This is a genomic window from Candidatus Poribacteria bacterium, from assembly GCA_026702755.1.
Taxonomy (GTDB): domain Bacteria; phylum Poribacteria; class WGA-4E; order WGA-4E; family WGA-3G; genus WGA-3G.
This window is the reverse complement of record JAPPBX010000018.1, coordinates 26,800-43,094: the sequence shown is the minus strand read 5'-3', so window position 1 is coordinate 43,094 and position 16,295 is coordinate 26,800. Positions and strand designations below refer to the sequence as shown.

At 47.3% G+C, this 16,295-nt stretch carries 11 protein-coding genes; 2 read left to right on the top strand and 9 right to left on the bottom strand.

Annotated elements, in window-relative coordinates:
* Nucleotides 1-2: 2 nt before the first annotated feature.
* The 9 genes from OXH39_03690 to OXH39_03650 form a co-directional block, all read right to left on the bottom strand.
* Nucleotides 3-914, bottom strand: a complete 912-nt coding sequence (locus tag OXH39_03690; GenBank protein MCY3549539.1) for a hypothetical protein — start codon at nucleotides 912-914, stop codon at nucleotides 3-5.
* A gap of 488 nt (nucleotides 915-1,402) precedes the next feature.
* Nucleotides 1,403-2,332 (bottom strand): hypothetical protein, encoded by a 930-nt coding sequence (locus tag OXH39_03685; protein ID MCY3549538.1) that lies wholly within the window; start codon nucleotides 2,330-2,332, stop codon nucleotides 1,403-1,405.
* A 23-nt stretch (nucleotides 2,333-2,355) separates the two neighbouring features.
* Nucleotides 2,356-2,988: a hypothetical protein gene (locus OXH39_03680; protein MCY3549537.1), complete on the bottom strand. Its 633-nt coding sequence runs from the start codon at nucleotides 2,986-2,988 to the stop codon at nucleotides 2,356-2,358.
* Nucleotides 2,985-3,614 carry a hypothetical protein gene (locus tag OXH39_03675; protein MCY3549536.1) on the bottom strand — a complete coding sequence of 210 codons (630 nt, stop codon included), beginning with the start codon at nucleotides 3,612-3,614 and terminating at the stop codon, nucleotides 2,985-2,987. The genes OXH39_03680 and OXH39_03675 overlap by 4 nt, the downstream gene beginning before the upstream one ends.
* A gap of 99 nt (nucleotides 3,615-3,713) precedes the next feature.
* Nucleotides 3,714-6,128, bottom strand: a complete 2,415-nt coding sequence (locus OXH39_03670) for a TonB-dependent receptor (protein ID MCY3549535.1) — start codon at nucleotides 6,126-6,128, stop codon at nucleotides 3,714-3,716.
* A gap of 320 nt (nucleotides 6,129-6,448) precedes the next feature.
* Nucleotides 6,449-8,788, bottom strand: coding sequence for a TonB-dependent receptor (locus tag OXH39_03665; GenBank protein ID MCY3549534.1), 2,340 nt, complete (start codon nucleotides 8,786-8,788; stop codon nucleotides 6,449-6,451).
* Between the two features lie 235 nt (nucleotides 8,789-9,023).
* Nucleotides 9,024-10,037, bottom strand: coding sequence for an NHL repeat-containing protein (locus OXH39_03660; GenBank protein MCY3549533.1), 1,014 nt, complete (start codon nucleotides 10,035-10,037; stop codon nucleotides 9,024-9,026).
* A 55-nt stretch (nucleotides 10,038-10,092) separates the two neighbouring features.
* Nucleotides 10,093-11,235 (bottom strand): DUF1501 domain-containing protein, encoded by a 1,143-nt coding sequence (locus OXH39_03655; GenBank protein MCY3549532.1) that lies wholly within the window; start codon nucleotides 11,233-11,235, stop codon nucleotides 10,093-10,095.
* Nucleotides 11,236-11,274: 39 nt separating this feature from the next.
* Nucleotides 11,275-12,660, bottom strand: a complete 1,386-nt coding sequence (locus OXH39_03650; protein ID MCY3549531.1) for a DUF1800 domain-containing protein — start codon at nucleotides 12,658-12,660, stop codon at nucleotides 11,275-11,277.
* Between the two features lie 346 nt (nucleotides 12,661-13,006).
* Between OXH39_03650 and OXH39_03645 the strand changes: the two genes are divergently transcribed.
* Complete coding sequence (locus tag OXH39_03645; GenBank protein ID MCY3549530.1) at nucleotides 13,007-14,434, top strand: ABC transporter permease subunit; 1,428 nt, start codon at nucleotides 13,007-13,009, stop codon at nucleotides 14,432-14,434.
* 230 nt (nucleotides 14,435-14,664) lie between these two features.
* Nucleotides 14,665-16,146 (top strand): ABC transporter permease, encoded by a 1,482-nt coding sequence (locus OXH39_03640; protein ID MCY3549529.1) that lies wholly within the window; start codon nucleotides 14,665-14,667, stop codon nucleotides 16,144-16,146.
* Nucleotides 16,147-16,295: the final 149 nt, after the last annotated feature.

Here is a 16,295-nt window from a genome sequence, read left to right as displayed (position 1 = left end):
TTTTATTCGATCCGTTTGAAAGTGCATCGCAGACCTCCCGTTCGCATCCACCCTGTCGGTGTTAGCTCCATATCCCCATACAGGACTAAATAGAGTGTGTCCTCTGTCACCGTAATTCCTGCTATTGAGGAGATTGTATAAGAGGTTTTAGAGGCTCTCCGTCCAGCTTGTGCCCCCATTCTGCGTATTCTCTCGGCATCCGCCCGTTTCTTTTTCGCGACCATCTGTTTTATAGGTTCGGAACCGAATAGAAACTCAAGCATCTCTGGGCCCGTCCGCCGCCGAAAACTGATAAACGGAAATGGATCGTCGCCGTACCGCTTGGTGGTGATGTAACATTGCGCCGTGACACTCTTGCCGCGATTGCTACCGCTGTAGTAGTAAGAGGTGCGGTCCTCAGAAAATTCGAGTATGAGATTTTTCCGCGTAGAGGCGACGAGTGCGGCTTTTGCACCTAATATCCGTTGCTGCGATTTCTCGTCTGTGACCTCAATTGGTGGCAGACGAGTCACATTCGCCTCTCCATCCGGGGTCTGTGGGGTTGCCTCTGGATTTGGCAGGTTTGGGACCGCCGCTTCTTCAGACACGTTAGGGGTTGTTGACGCTTCGCCCGCGGCAGCCGTGGGTAATCCTTCCGTAGCGGAAGATGGCGAGCTTGGTGTCTGCTGCGATATCAACTCCGCCCGCTTTGCAGTGACACTGCCCTCTTCCACTTCTAACCCGGCGTACTGCCATTTACCGACAAGAAGGTCCTTCACGGCTTTCTTGACTCTTTCGGGATTATGTTTTTGGCGCGCGGCATCGTAAGCTTCAATCAAGCTTTCCCGTTCATACTGAGTCTCCGGGGATATTAGCGTCCCACAACCTGTGAACACTATCGTTATAATGCCCAATATTGTTAACGTTTTCATCATTTATTTTTTCCTCTCTTATACTTTAACCTAAGTTGCTACCTTTGTAGCAGAATGTGTTAGATTGTGCTGGTTTTTGTAGCATAGACTGTTAGTCTGTGCTTCTGCGTGCGCAAACTGAAAGTTTACGCTACAAAGACGCAGGGTTCATAACTAAAATGTTGTAGGTAGCAACTTGGGTTATACTTTACTATAGTTTGGAGAATTCATAGCACATTTCGGTTGAATTTTTAAAGACTAAAGGATTTTTCTACGCGTTTCACACATCCCAAAACTTGGTGAAAGATAACGGTGGTTTGCGGACCTTGGTCCAGGAAGCCAACGGCATATCCTACAACTACGATGCCACAGGCTAACAGCCTATGCTACAAGGACACAGAAAACTAACGGTCCCCTATGTTGCGGAAAATTGTCCAAATTTTAGTATACTTTAAACCAAGAGTGAAGGGTAGACACAAGACCTACCTCCATAGACTATAGGGACCAGTTTCTTATTCGATCCGCTTAAAGGCGCATCGTAGACCACCGGTTCGTGTCCAACCGTTGGGGGTTAGTTCCATATCTCCTGCAAGGATTATATAAAGTCGGTCACTTGTCACCTCAATTCCCAATGCTGAAATTGGCATGTAGGAAACCCCTTTTGGGGCGGCTTTCTCACTGCCTCTTCCACCCAGTCTACGGACGTTCTCGTGCTTATCCCCCCATATCGGTCGGCTGGTGTTTACGTAATTTTTCCCTTCCATCCGCTGCGTATTTTCAGCAAACGCTTGCTTGCTTCTGGCGGTCATAAGCCTTGCGGGTTCGGAAGTAAATAGGAACTCAAGCATTTTCGGACCGGTACGCCGTCTGAATCGGATGAATGGCAAAGGGACATCTCCTACTCGCGGGGCGATGATCTTACATTGCCCTGTGACTTTCCTGCCCCGGTTGCTGCCACGGTAATAGTAGGAGGTACGCTCCTCATAAAATTCGAGCGTTAGATTTTTACGGTTAGCAGCGACCAAAGCCATTTTTGCCGCAGCTATCTTTTGGTTATCTTCGTGCCCTTGGACTGTGATTGGCGGTAATTGCACAGGATCCTGTTCGGATGTCCGTTCCTCCATGTTAGGCTGAGACGATTCGAGTGCTGTTGGCGTTTGTACATTGGTATCGGAGGAGGAGACTGTTTCGCCGCTTTCGGATTTTGGGTTCGTCGCTTGTGCATTGATGGTCTCTTTTTCAACTTCTATGCCGATCAGCTGCCATTTACCGATCAGCTGCGCCTTTATCTCGCTTGTCATTTTTTCTGGATCATATTTCATGCGCGCATCTTCGTAATTCTCGATTGCATCTTTGCTTTCCTGCCGTCCTTCTTGATATAGCGCACTATTACAACTTGTAAACACGAATACGAGGATAGCGAGCGGTGTTAACATTTTCACGGTTTTCTCTCCTTAATACGGTTTTATTTAACCCGTTTGAAAGTGCAACGGATCCCTCCACTTTGTGCCCAGCCGTTTGGAGTTAGTTGCATTGCACCGTCCAAAATTATGTGCAATCTGTCCTCCGTAACTGAGATGCCCAACCAATTTGATAGCGGGCTAATATTCATAGAGACACTCTCTCCTGTTTCAAGCCTGTTTTGTGCCATGCCAGAGATGAATTGAGGTAATTTCTCACCTGTGTCCCGAAAGGTTCGCAGGAAGGGGAACAATTCCCCGCCATAGCGGAGTGGGCTAATTTTGAAACTTCCTGTTACTTCTGCCTCTCCATTTTTCCCGCGGTATCGGCGGAAGACATTTCGGTCCATAAAAAATTCAAGGGTCAAATTTTTGCGAGCCGTCGCATGAATATCGTATTTTAATGTCGCTATTTCTTCGCTGACATCACCTTCTTCAACTTCCAAACTCAATAACTCCCATGTGCCAAGAAGTTCGTCAGTTAAAGCAAGTTCCATTGTCCGCGGGTCGTGTTTTCTGCGAGCATCTTCAAAGGCAGCGCGGACGCTATTACGTTCGTTTTGCATCTCTTGGTATTTGGCATTGGTACACCCTGCAAAAACAAGCATTAGCAGGCTGAAAGCAGTTAGGATTTTCATTTTTCAACCCTCCCAAAATAACACCGCACGCCACCACTTTGGACCCAACCGCTGGGACCTAATTGCATCTTGCCGTGCATTGTGAGATACAGCCCGTCAGGCTTAACCGAAATACTAATCTCGTTTGCTGTGTCAAGTCCCGGCGCGCCTGATAGACCGAGCGGTTTTCTGTCGGAACTTGCTGCGAAAAGGAATTGGGGTATCTCAGGGCCGGAGCGTCTGATGAACCGGATGAATGGGAAGGGTTCATCGCCGTACCGGACAGTGATGATAGTAAATTGTCCGAAAACCTCCGTATCACCGTTTTTGCCGCGGTAATTATAGATACCTTTTTCCTCAAAGAATTTAAGCGTGAGATTCTTCAAGTCAAGGGCATAAAGTGCGGCTTTGGCTTTTGCAACCTCTTCGGTGACATCGCTTTCTTCGATTTCAAGATTTAAAAACCTCCACTTCCCTAACAGCGTTTCGATTGTATCGGTTTTGAGTTTGAGTTCGTTGTGCTCGTCGCGGAGGTCTTCGTAATTTTTGAGCAGCTGATCGCGTTCTGCTTGCATCTTTTGGTACTCAGCACTCGTACAGCCGGTGAGCATCAGAACGCAAATACCAAAAATAATCCAGATTTTCATAAGTATCTCTCCTTGTTGGACGCGTGTGGGGGTGTGCGCTCCCTACTACAGCGGTATTATACCAGAACACCTCGTAAATGGCAAATCTCGGATTTGGATTTAAAATTCAAGCGTCAACCCAACATAAGGCAGCAATGGAAGTTGCCTGGCTGTTCCGACCTCGCGTTCTTCAATTGTGACTTCCTCCCCTTGTACTTCAAATGTTCCTTCATTCTGGATAAACTCAATGGTATTTTTGCGATTGTATACATTGAGAACTTCGATGAATCCGCCTATCTTCATGCCCATGAAGTTCCATTTGTGACTTATCCGCAAATCTAACTTGTGATAAGGGGTCAGTTTAGCACCTAAGAGGCGGCTAAAACTTGCGAAGAGAGGGTTCAATCCGCGCGTCACCGGATCTTGGATGAGAACGATGGAGTTGATAGGTGCTTCGGCGGTACCGCTGAGATACTGCCACTTCGCGCCGATCTCAAAATCCGGACTAAAGTTATAGTTTCCCACAATGCTAACAATGTGTGTATTATCGAAAAGGTAAGGTTGATATGTAACATCAGGATTTTCTCGACGCTCGGCGTGCGTGTAGGCATACGAAATCCAGCCAAAGAATTTATCTGGAATCCGGTGCCGTAGGAACAATTCTGCACCGCCGACGTACCCAACGCCTTGATTGAGATAATTTGAGACCTCATCGGGTGTTATTAGTTTCTGGATGTCTTTGTAGTAGGTAGCAAACTTGAATTCGGTGCGTGATGAAAGTTCGTGTTCTATTTCCATGATATAGTGACGTGCAAGGCTCGATTTTAACGCTGCGTTCCCGTTCTCTGATAGCAGCTCGGACAGTTGTGGACTTTGTTCATAATGTCCATAAGCGAATCGGAGGTTAGAACCGATCGGAAGCTTGATACTTATACTCCCACGGGGTTGAATGGAAACCTGCTCTATCACATCGAGATAATCGACCCGTATACCGAGCGCGACTGAAAGCGCGGGTAGCGGGTCGTATCGTGTTTGTAGATAGCCTTCGGCGCGTTGTAAATCGTGTCCAAATTCGTAGTCTCTGGTTTCAGTCGCGCGTATCCGCGGGGTTCCATCATCGTCAAACGTTACTTTGGTGGGATCCGTCCGCATTAATTCGCTCACTGTCTCGTCATCTGGTACTTCTTCTTCAAATGATGGGTAACTGGAATGCTCCGTACTGTTTGCTGGACTGAACGCCAGGAGAAACCCCGGTTCAAGCTGGAGCTTAGGTGTTAGCTTGTAGGACACGTCTTCGCGGAGGGTATAGACGGGGACGTTAACCTTTAAGTTATACTCGATAGAATCCCTGTATTTAGAGATTATCTCATCGTTTTCATCTGTAAGGGTAGTCTCTGATATAACCGCATCTAAGTCTATATCAAGAAAATTGAGTGAACGGGTCAGTGATAGATTGGATGTGAGATTTTCGGTGAATTCTGAACGTAGGTGGATGCCCTGCCCGTTAAATCCATTTTTGAAAAAGGCAGAGGACTCAAAAGGATCGTCTATTTCCATTTCATCATCTTCCTCTTCCTCTGTCTCAACATGAAAATGGTCGGTTGCGGCGAATGCATTAAGTGTGAGGCTGTGGTTTTCAGTCAGTGGATAGACAAATTTGAGTTGATAGTCCGAGAAATGGGGAAACTGTTGCGTGTTTCCCGTTTGGCTTTCATAAATCGGTTCAGCGATGAGATCAAAGTAACTTCGCCGTCCTGAGGCGGAAACGTATCCCTCTTCACCGATCTTTCCTTCAAGCAACCCTTCAGAATAAAAAATATTAAGGTTAAATTTCCCATCGAACCGCTCTGCAATGCTGTCGCGTGCGTGGATGTCAAGCACCGCTTGAGAATCCAATCCGAATTCCGCGCCGTATCCGCCAGCGTAGATGTCAATTGTTTCAATAGTTTCTGAACTGATGGTTGACAACAAACCGCCCCAATGAAATGGATAACCGAGGGGGGTCCTGTCCAAATAGTAGAGGTTGGAGCCCGGTTCACTCCCACGGATGTAAAGCACGCCAAAGTAATCGTTTGGGATGCCGATACTGGGGAGAGTCGTTAGTCCTTTGAGTGCGTCATTGGCGGAACCTGGAATCCGTAGAAGTTCGCTGCCACGGATTTCCGTTCGGCTCACCGTGCGGGGGAGGCGTTTCCCTTCCACCACCACTGTTTCGAGTTTAAAGGCTGCGCCGAGGTGTATTTTGATTTCGGTGGTATCACCGCTGCTAATGTCAACCGAGATTTCTGTAGGTAAGGGTTCAAGCGGATGGGTAACGACAAAAGTATAGGTGCCTTTGGGGAGTTCGATGAAGCGGAAGACACCGTTTTCATCGATTTTTTGCGTTTGTTCTGTTTCGGTAATGCGGACATCAGCGGATGCAAGGGGTTTTCCTGTGCTTTGCTGATAGACGGTGCCTTGAACATCGCCGGTTTCGGCAAGAGCAGGTAAGGCAGTAAGCACCAACAAAAATAGAATAGACAATGGCTTTTCCATGATGGAAACATTAACCTCCGTTTTGTTTGGTTGTGTCCAAGTTAACATAAGTTTTGGACAGCGTTCGGATTCTAACTCGCCAAAAGATAGGTCGGAGTCAGCAAGTCTGTGATGCAAAATCAACAATGCCTTTTCTAACGTAATCTTCAAATTTTTAGTTTACTTAAGTTTATTTTCTCGCCAGCAGGACGCAGAAAAGCCAAGCGTGTAGATCGTCTCGGGTATGTTTATGGGTGGTAGTTGTCGGTTGGGAAAGGGCGAGGATAGGATCCTCACCAGCGATGGTGGAACGGGGTTTAATGGTATTGGATCGTTTGGATTCAGAACTCGATTGTCAAGCCGCCGTAGGGGATGATGGGAAGTTGGGGTGCTTCCTGTACATCGTCACCCGCCGGATTATAAAACTTGATAGTATTTTTACGATTGTAAACATTCAGAATCTCGAGAAATCCACCTATTTGCCACCCTTTACGATCCCATGTTTTACTCACACGCAGATCTAATCGGTGATAGGAGGGTAACGATGCCAAAGGTATTTCCGCCACGCCCTGAACATCAGTGAAAATAGGTTGCATGCCTCGTGTTATTGGATCTTGGATGAGAAGAATTTCGCTTACATGCGCACCGGTTGTCCCGCTTGAATACTGCCATTTCCCGCCAATCTCAAAAGTTGGGCTGATGCTATAGTTACCGACGAGACTGATAATATGTGTGTTATCAAAGATGTGTGGTTCATAAAGGGCATCAGGATGTGTGCGCTGTTCCCTATGTGTCCATGTGTAAGAGAACCAACCGAAGAACTTTTCATTAACGCGGTGCCTTAGGAATGCCTCTGCACCACCTATAAATCCCGTGCCTTGATTAAGATAATTAGGTGCAATTTGCGCGTCAACATTATTAACACGTTCGGTTTGACTTGCCGTTACTAAGTCCCGTATGCCTTTGTAATAGGTTGCGAATTTGAGTTCTGTTTGTGATGAAATATCGTGTTCAAACTCCATAATATAGTGGTTCGCAGTGCTGGATTTTAAGTCTCTGTTTCCATTCTCGGCAAGCACTTGATACGCCAATGGACTCTGTTCATAAGTCCCGTAAGCAAAGCGGAGCGTGGCGTTATTGGAAAGTTTTACACTCAAACTTCCGCGCGGTTGAACGGAGAGTTCCTCCGTTAGATTGAAATAGTCGAACCGTATACCAAGCGCGAGCGACAGAAATGAGAGTGGATCGTATCGTCCCTGTAGATACCCTTCTGAGCGTCGAAAATCGTACCAGAACTCATCGCGATCTGCCCCAGGGCGGATTATCTGATAGAACTCGTTATCGCTGTTCATCAATTCTTCATCTTCATGCAATATGGAAAATATATCTGAATCGGTTAACCCTTCATATATTATGCCTCGGTCTCCAAAACTCTTTGCTGGGCTAAATGTGAAGAGCACTCCGGGTTCAAATTGGAACTTAGGCGTTAGCTGGTAAGAGACATCTCCACGGAGTGTATAGATTGGAACATTAACCTTTATGTTGTTGTATATGGATCTTTGGGATATAAGTTCTGGTTCTATTTCTCTGCCGTCCACCTCCGTTAAGAAAGATTCACCGAAAATTGCCTCAAAATCCGTATTAAGAAAAGTGAAGGCGTGGGTGAAAGAGATGTTGGATGTTAGGTTTTCAGTGAACTCTGAACGGAGATGGATACCTTGCGCTTCAAAACCGTTTCTGAAGTACGCAGAAAAGTCAGATATCACTGTAGCACTTGGTCTGATATGAAAGTGGTCGTTTGTTCCAAAGGCATTAACAGTGAGATGATGGTTTTCGGCAAGCTCATAGACAAATTTGACTTGGTAATCGGAGAAGTAGGGCCACACCAAATCTTCAAGAAACACTCCAGCAATGAAATCAAAATAACTCCGCCTTCCGGCGACGTGAAAGTAGCCTTTATCGCCGATTCTACCTTCAAGCATTCCTTCGGAATAGAGAACGTTAAGGTTAAACTTGCCGCTCAACCTCCGTTTGTCTGTCCGGTCGCGGGAGCGGATATCAAGTACAGTCTGTGAATCTAACCCGAATTCGGCACCGTAACCACCGGCGTATATATGAATGTCCTCAATGATGTCAGAGTTGATTGTTGAAACGAGTCCACCGTAGTGAAAAGGATAACCGAAAGGTGTTCTGTCAAGATAGTAAATGGTGTCGCTGGGACCACTGCCGCGAATGTAGAGGATGCCCAAATAATCGTTTGGGATACCGATGCTTGGGAGCGTCATCAATCCTTTGAGCGCGTCGTTGGTGGTGCCGGGGATACGTAGGAGCTCACTGCCACGGATTTCCGTGCGACTCACCGTTGGTGGAAGCCGTCGTCCTTCTACCACGACTGTTTCGAGTTTAAAGGCTGGTCCGAGATGTATTTTGACTTTGGTGGTATCACCGCTGCTGATGTCAACAGAGATTTCCGTAGGTTGGGGTTCAAGCGGATGCGTAACAACAAAAGTATAGGTGCCTTCGGGAAGTTCTGTGAAGCGGAAGATACCGTTTTCATCGGTTTTTTGACTCTGGTCGGTTTCGGTAATGCGGACATCAGCAGCTGCGAGGGATTTTCCAGTGCTTTGCTGATAGACGGTTCCTTGGACATCACCGGTTTGCGCAAAAACGGACAGTGGCATAGTAATGAATATAGCCAGAACTATAACGAATTTTGGCTTCATGCAGTCATTTTAACCTCTGTTCATATATTACGCAACAATTCAACGTTTAATTGGATTTTTTGGTTGACGTAAGATTCGCTTTCAATTGGGTTTTTAAGATTCATTCCTTCGTCAGCATACAAAAAAGCCAAGCGTATAGAATACACGCCTGGCTCTGCTAAGAGAATATGGTTTTTGCCTAATGACTTGACATTTACTCCTGATGTAGTGTAACCGACCTACGGGGTGGGCTAAATTCCTGCTCTGTCAACGGCACTGCCATATTCCGATAAACCTGAACCCGGTAGGATTCAAAGTCAGGTACGAACATCAATCCATCATCACTGACAGCAACGGATTTGGGGGAACGTAGGTATTTCTGCGGTTCCAAATCCGCCATGTCTCGCATCCGATTTGGACTGGCGTTCGTCATCATGTAAGCCAGTGACACCTTTGACAGTGTGGCATCACCGAGGAACTTCTGCACATACCGCCCTTCGGCGTTGAAGAGTTGAATGCGGTCATTGCCTCGGTCAGCAACATAGATGTCGCCGTGCAGGTCAACATCAATCCCGGCAGGACGGTTGAGTTCACCGTTGCCGCTGCCGGACTTGCCGAATGCGAAGACGAATTCTCCCTCGGCATTGAACTTCTGCACCCTGTCGTTTCGCCAATCAACAACATAGACATCACCGAGCTCGTCTACGGCAACACCCCACGGCATGTTAAATTCACCTTCACCGTCGCCATAAGTCCCCCATCCGAAGAGGAACTTGCCGTCTTTCGTGAACTTCTGTACCCGGTGGCTCAGACTATCGGCGACGTAGAGATTCTCTTCCGGGTCGAAGGCGATGCCAGCGGGACCGTTGAGTTGTCCCGGATCGGTGCCGTGTTCCCCCCATGTACCGATGTGTTCACCTTCGCTGTTGAAGGCGACAATCCGATGCAAGTATTCATCGGAGACATAGAGGTTTTCTTCACTGTCAGAGGTAATCGTTACGGGCCATGTGAATTGCCCGTCACCCTGTCCGTAACCACCCATTGTGCCGAGGTCTTCGTCTTCAACGGTGTATTTTCGGATCATTGCGGTGCCGTCGCTACGGCACATAATATATATACGTCCCTCTTTTCCGATTGCGATGTCGATCGGAAAATTCGTCGTGCGCCGCATGCTTAGGGTCTTATGAAATGGAAACCCGGCACGCAGCAAGCCGTACGGTCTTCCCATAATATGCCTCCTCCCGTTGTCCTACGTCATTTAATAGCAAGTTTCAGTTTGCAAGCTACACTGAAAAGGGATGAATCTGTTCAAAATTCCCGCCGACGATGTGCGTTGGGTCTACACCCATCCACTGCTCTAAAAGCGTTCCGTATATACCACGGAAGTCGATAGTGTGTTCAAGGTCTTCACCATGTACCCAACGGGACGGATCAAGAGATGGGTATTCGGCGTAAAGTCCACCTTTCACGCGATCGCCGATGATGAACGCACCACCGCCGGTTCCGTGATCCGTGCCGCTGGCGTTGTCTCGGATACGTCTACCGAATTCTGTGAAGACGTACATGACGACCTCTTCAGAGGCGTTCTGTGACCGTAGGTCGGTGAAGAACGCTTGGATGGCTTCCGTCAGTTCTGTCAGGAGTCGTGGATGTGTCGGTACCTCGTTGGCGTGGTTATCATAACCGCCGTGCTGCGTGTAAAAGACGCGTGTGCCGAGATCAGCGAGGTGGACGCGTGCGACATCTCGCAGGCTTTTTGCGATTGCGTTTTGTGGATATTCCACCTCGGACTTGTACATCGCCGGTGCCTTCTTGAGTTCATCCGCACCTTTAATCACATCTAATCCGGTCTGGCTGAGGTAGTCCATCACGATGCCGGTGCCGACCGTGCTGCTATACATCTTCTTGAATACGTCAAGTGCTTTTGTGCGGTGCCCTTCATCGCCAATGCTGGTCATCAGTCCGTAGTTATCCAAGTCACCGACAGAGGTGACAGGAATACCTGAAAGTGCACAGGCGCGCGGCAGTCCCTGTCCGAAACTGACACCTGTTAAGACGTTCTGGCTCTGTGGATCAAGTTCTCGGACAAGCCTACCGACCCACCCCTCATCACCGATTTTCAGCGGTTCACAAGTATGCCAGATATCCATCGCCCTGAAATGCGATCGGTTTGAATCGGGGTAGCCGATGCCCTGCACAACGGCGACATTACCGGCATCAAACATCTCTTTCAGCGGGGCAGCCTGCGGGTGCCAACCCAAAGCGTCGTCCACTTCTGACGGTAGGACATCTTCCGATTTGATGCCGACAACTGGACGTGAATCGTGGTAAATCCCGGCTGTGTAGGGAATGAGCGTATTCATGAAGTCGTTGCCACCGCTGAGTTGCACAACGACGAGGACCGGGGCTTTTTTCGTAGTATTCATAGCAACATCTCCTATGTTCGGTCCAAGGCTACAAAAAGGTTAGCCAAGTTGATACTCTCTTGATGCAACAATTAACTGGAGCATACTGACGAGCAGGGTTTGGTTCTCCTCCGCAGCAGCATCATCTCTAAAATCAATCTCACCGTTCACCTCAGCGAATTCGGTCAAATACTGACGCGTCGTATCTCCCACCACCAATGGACCCGCAAATTCGAGGCAACTCTCCACAAATGTTTCTGGTGAGAGCGGATTTCCATTATTTTTCAAGCGTGTAATAATATCCTGAATGCCCGGTTTCGACGCATCGCTGACTTCACGAACGGCAAAATTGACGCGGGCAGTTAGCAGACCGCCATCAATCCACTCTTTACCGGTGTGCCATCCTTCTACGGTGGGCGGATCGAGAAGTTTCTGTCCCATCAATTGGGTAGCACTCGCATATTGCGCCATCCCCGGTTGTGGACCTTGGCAGGTCCCTATCAGTTTCAGGATTCCCGTAACGAGTTCCGTCGGGTTTTTTACCTTCTTGAATTGGGCTTCTTTGAAGAAGTCGGCATTGAAGAGGACACTGAGAACATGGGATATATGTCCATCAGATGCCATGAATGCGTCCGCGAGTGTTTCAATTGCGTCCGGGTCCTGCGGCGGTGTCACATTCCACGACGGTACCTGCGGTTCATCTGCGACAAAGAAGTTGTAAAGGTGTCTGGAGATGAATCTCGCACAAGCGGGTTGCTCGACAATAATATCAATGATGTCATCGCCGTTGAGGTTTCCGGTATGCCCCAAAAAGGTTTTTTCGCTATTGTCGTGTTCCTCCTCAACGAAGAGAAAAGGAGGCGCGTAGTAACCGTGGGGGTACAATGGAATCGGTTGTCCGAATGTCCAGCCTGTAAAGGCGAGAGCGCAGTTCTTAATGTCATCTTCTGTGTAGTTACCCACACCTAATGAGAAAAGTTCAAGGAGTTCTCTACCGTAATTCTCGTTGGGTTCGCCTTTGCGATTTTCGTTGTTGTCGAGCCAGAAGATCATCGCCGGATCTTTGGAGAGTTCGAGTAAAATGTCTCGCATTTTCCCCATACCGACGCTTCGGAACAGATCAATCTGGTTCGTGGATGCAAGGATGTGCTGATTCTTGCCCAGTCCCGTTGCAAAGACATGATGCCAGAAGAGTGCCATCTTCTCTTGAAGCGGGCATCTACTGTTCATCATCCGATAAATCCAAGTTCCGACATAACCCCCTTCACTGCCGAAGTAGCGGTCTAAAATATCTTCATCAATGGGGGTCCCGCGTTCGGGATGGACGAGGTCGTCAACTACGTTCTCATAGCCTTTTTCAACGTAGGCTTCCAGTTCGGTGCGGGTTGTGCCAAACCCTGCGCGGCGCATGAGGTGCGCCATTAACGCAACATCGTTCTGTGACATGTTCACCTCCGATACGTTCACTGTGAGGAGGGACCTCACGTTGGTAGCTTTCAATGGAATACCGTTCTCACGTTTCGGTTTCGTTGGATTGGGAGAAACCGCTATCAGATTGCCTACATCTTATAATTAAAGTGAAAAAATGTCAAATGTTTTGTTCTTTTCTCCATTTCTCATATCTTTAAGTCGTTTTACCAATTTTTAGATTAAAATTCAGATTTTTTGATCTTTTTTCAAAATTATGCAAGCATTCCGGAAAAAATTGTGTCTTTAAGAACTGAAGGATAGTGTTACACGATTATTTTGTTTCAAATCTCACGATACTTTACCATGGAATGAGGATGCGATAATGTTAATGACCCTGATTCAGAAAGAGATGATGCACCACATCTTGAGTGCCCGATTTGTAGCACTTCTGCTGATGTGTCTCTTGCTTGTTCCGCTTACCTTGCATATCAATTACAGCAATTATCGCCAAAATTTAGTGGACTACCAAGAAGCGATTAAACGCGCAAACATTGAAGAGGCGGAAGTGGACCCGAAGTCACCACCTGAACCGGAAGAGGAAGTTTCCAAAGTCTTTCTCAAACCGACCCCTTTGAGCGTCTTCGCAAACGGACTGGAAAACGTGCTACCGAGTTATTTGGGGATGACCCGCAATGGGATCACACAGGGACCCGACGCTTTAATTGCCTCACCCCTTTCCTATCTACTGGGACATCTCGATTTTCTCTTTGTGATAGGTACAGTTTTCAGTCTGCTGGCGTTGCTGTTTACATTCGATGCCGTTGCTGGGGAGAGAGAAGCAGGGACGTTGCGAATTACCTTAGCGAACGCGCTCCCGCGCGACGTATTCCTATGGAGCAAGTTGATTGGTGGATACCTTGTGTTTGTTGTTCCGTTCTTGGTATCATTTATCTTCGGTTTACTGATGATCGTTTGGCAAGGATTTCCGCTCGGTGAGTCCGATATTTTTCCACGGGTACTCGGTTTAATCCTCGCCTCCTTGCTTTATATTGCGGTGTTTTTCGCGATAGGGACGGTGATTTCTATCTATCTGGATAGTGCCAAGACGGCTCTCATCATTGCCTTTACTGTCTGGGTATTTGCGGTGCTGATTACACCACGCGTTGGGTTCCTTGCCGCCAAACTCATTACCCCGACCCGAACACCGCAGAGCGTCTATATGGAGAAAGCAGCCATGCAAGAGGATTTTAACGCGGTGCTTAAAAAGGAAAGAGATAAAATTCAGCTCAAAGGAGAAGAAGTAACGGATGAAATGGGCCGCAGAATGACGGTAGTAGTACCGGGAATGGGGGAAAATAGGGAAAAAATTGCTGAGCGCATGGGACCGCTTGAAGAGGAATATCGCTTAAAATTCCAAAACTACTCTGATAAACTTGACCGAGATTACAAACGTGAAACAAAAAGACAAGAGCAAATCGGTGAGACGCTCTCCCGAATGACACCCACATCTTCTTTAATCTATCTCGCTACGAACTTGACACAGACGGGGAAAGGGAAAAGAAGCGACTACTTGCAAGCAGGAAATCGCTACTGGAATAGGCTTGACATGGATGTGTTCAGCAAAATTTCAGATCATATCCCGTCCGAGCATTACAAGCCCCCTGTCAAAGTTCCACAGCCCACCGCGCTGGAGGAGACAACCTTAGGAGAGACACTCCGTCGATCAATTGTGGATGCGCTACTGCTCTGTTTCTTCGCAGTCGTGCTAACAACCGTGGCGTTTCTGAGATTTTTCCGTACAGATATTTGAGGAGAAAACATCAAGTTGAGGAAAACGATTGTAGGGGCAGGTCTTGTACCTGCCCTACATTACCGAATTAAATTCTTAATCTTCATGAACCTCGCCCTCGTGTTGATGTATAGGTAATTACAGGTTTTACTATAATTCACTGGGATTGTAAGAGCAAATTCTGATAATTCTAATACGCTTACTTCGTACTGGATTTTTTTTACACTTTTCATGAGAATGGAGATACGCCAATGTTAATGACCTTGATTCAAAAAGAGATGATGCATCACATTCTGAGTGCTCGGTTTGTTGCCCTGCTACTGATGTGTGTATTACTCATACCACTCAATTTACATATCAATTACCATCATTACCTCAAACGCCAAATCGACTATCAAGAACAAGAAATTCTCAAAGACGAAGACACTCTCGAAGACGAAAATGGTAAGGAATCGGCAGGTCCGAAACACTACTTTAGCTTTACTGCAAAAGCGTCGACGGATCCGAATTTTGAAGTTTCCAAGTTGATTCTTAAACCGACACCTTTAAGTGTGTTTGCGACGGGTTTAGAATCTGCCCTTCCAAGTTATCTCGGTATGACACGCAACGGAATAACACGGGGTGAAGCGTCACTGTCTACCGCGCCAATAGCCTTTCTTTTGGGACATCTCGATTTCGTGTTTGTCGTCAGTACTGTCTTTAGTCTACTGGCATTGTTGTTTACGTTTGATGCCGTCGCGGGCGAAAGAGAAGCAGGAACACTTCGGATAACACTCGCCAATGCGCTGCCACGCGATATCTTTCTGTGGAGCAAACTCATCGGTGGATACCTCGTCTTCATCCTTCCGTTCTTAATCTCGGTAATTATCGGTTTACTCGTGCTCGTTTTGCAAGGATTTCCACTATCTGAATCGGACACTTTTCTGCGAATCCTGTGTCTTATCTTTGTCTCGCTGCTCTACATTGCGGTCTTTTTTGCGGTAGGGGCGGTGATCTCAATTTATTTCGACAGTGCCAAGACAGCCCTCATCGTTGCTTTTACTGTCTGGGTGTTTGCTGTTCTGATTTTACCGCGTGTCGGGTTTCTCGCGGCACAAATCGTCGCGCCAACTTCAACAGCGGAGAGTGTCTACAGGGAAAAAACAGCGAGGCGAGCAGAATTGCGTGCTACCCTCGAAGCGGAAAGAGGCAAAATGATGGGTGAAGTGTTATCTGAAATGATGAAATCTAACCCCGCGCCGGGAGGGACCGCCGTCTTTACAATAGGTCCAGAACACTACGAGAAAATGAATGAGAAGATGGCACCGCTTGAAGAGGAGGCTCGGTTAAAATACCGGGACCTCGCGACGCAACTCGATAGGCGTTATCAGCGAGAAAGAAAACACCAAGATGCAATCGGTGTAAATTTCTCCCGAATCACACCGACGGCTTCCTTCATTTTTCTTGCAACGGATACCACACAAACCGGTCAGGCGAAAAAAAACACTTACTTCCAAACGGGAACTCGCTACTATGAGACACTTGATACGGAAATGTTCAGCAAAATGTCAGAAGACCCAGGGAATCTTACCCATATAGAAGAAATCCAGTCTCCGATGCCGCCTCCACCGGTCGCTGAAGCAACCTTGGCAGAAACGCTCCAACACGCCGCACTGGATCTACTGCTGCTCTGCTTCTTTGCAATCGTGCTAACAACCGTGGCGTTTCTGAAATTCTTCCGTATGGATATTTAAGGAGAAAAGGTTACGGTTTTAGCACTATGGGTGAAATCCAACACTTTAACGAAATAGGTAGGTTAGTGCGAATTGTTGGGTTTCACTCTATTCTCCACGAGAATTTATTGGAAAAACAGTGTTTGTATTGCTATGATAATAGAAGTAGA

Excerpts from the sequence above, each read along its gene's own strand:
- OXH39_03680 (MCY3549537.1), bottom strand. The coding sequence starts at position 2,988 with ATGAAAATCCTAACTGCTTTCAGCCTGCTAATGCTTGTTTTTGCAGGG.
- OXH39_03660 (MCY3549533.1), bottom strand. The coding sequence starts at position 10,037 with ATGGGAAGACCGTACGGCTTGCTGCGTGCCGGGTTTCCATTTCATAAG.
- OXH39_03645 (MCY3549530.1), top strand. The coding sequence starts at position 13,007 with ATGTTAATGACCCTGATTCAGAAAGAGATGATGCACCACATCTTGAGT.
- OXH39_03690 (MCY3549539.1), bottom strand. The coding sequence starts at position 914 with ATGATGAAAACGTTAACAATATTGGGCATTATAACGATAGTGTTCACA.
- OXH39_03650 (MCY3549531.1), bottom strand. The coding sequence starts at position 12,660 with ATGTCACAGAACGATGTTGCGTTAATGGCGCACCTCATGCGCCGCGCA.
- OXH39_03655 (MCY3549532.1), bottom strand. The coding sequence starts at position 11,235 with ATGAATACTACGAAAAAAGCCCCGGTCCTCGTCGTTGTGCAACTCAGC.
- OXH39_03670 (MCY3549535.1), bottom strand. The coding sequence starts at position 6,128 with ATGGAAAAGCCATTGTCTATTCTATTTTTGTTGGTGCTTACTGCCTTA.
- OXH39_03665 (MCY3549534.1), bottom strand. The coding sequence starts at position 8,788 with ATGCCACTGTCCGTTTTTGCGCAAACCGGTGATGTCCAAGGAACCGTC.
- OXH39_03675 (MCY3549536.1), bottom strand. The coding sequence starts at position 3,614 with ATGAAAATCTGGATTATTTTTGGTATTTGCGTTCTGATGCTCACCGGC.
- OXH39_03640 (MCY3549529.1), top strand. The coding sequence starts at position 14,665 with ATGTTAATGACCTTGATTCAAAAAGAGATGATGCATCACATTCTGAGT.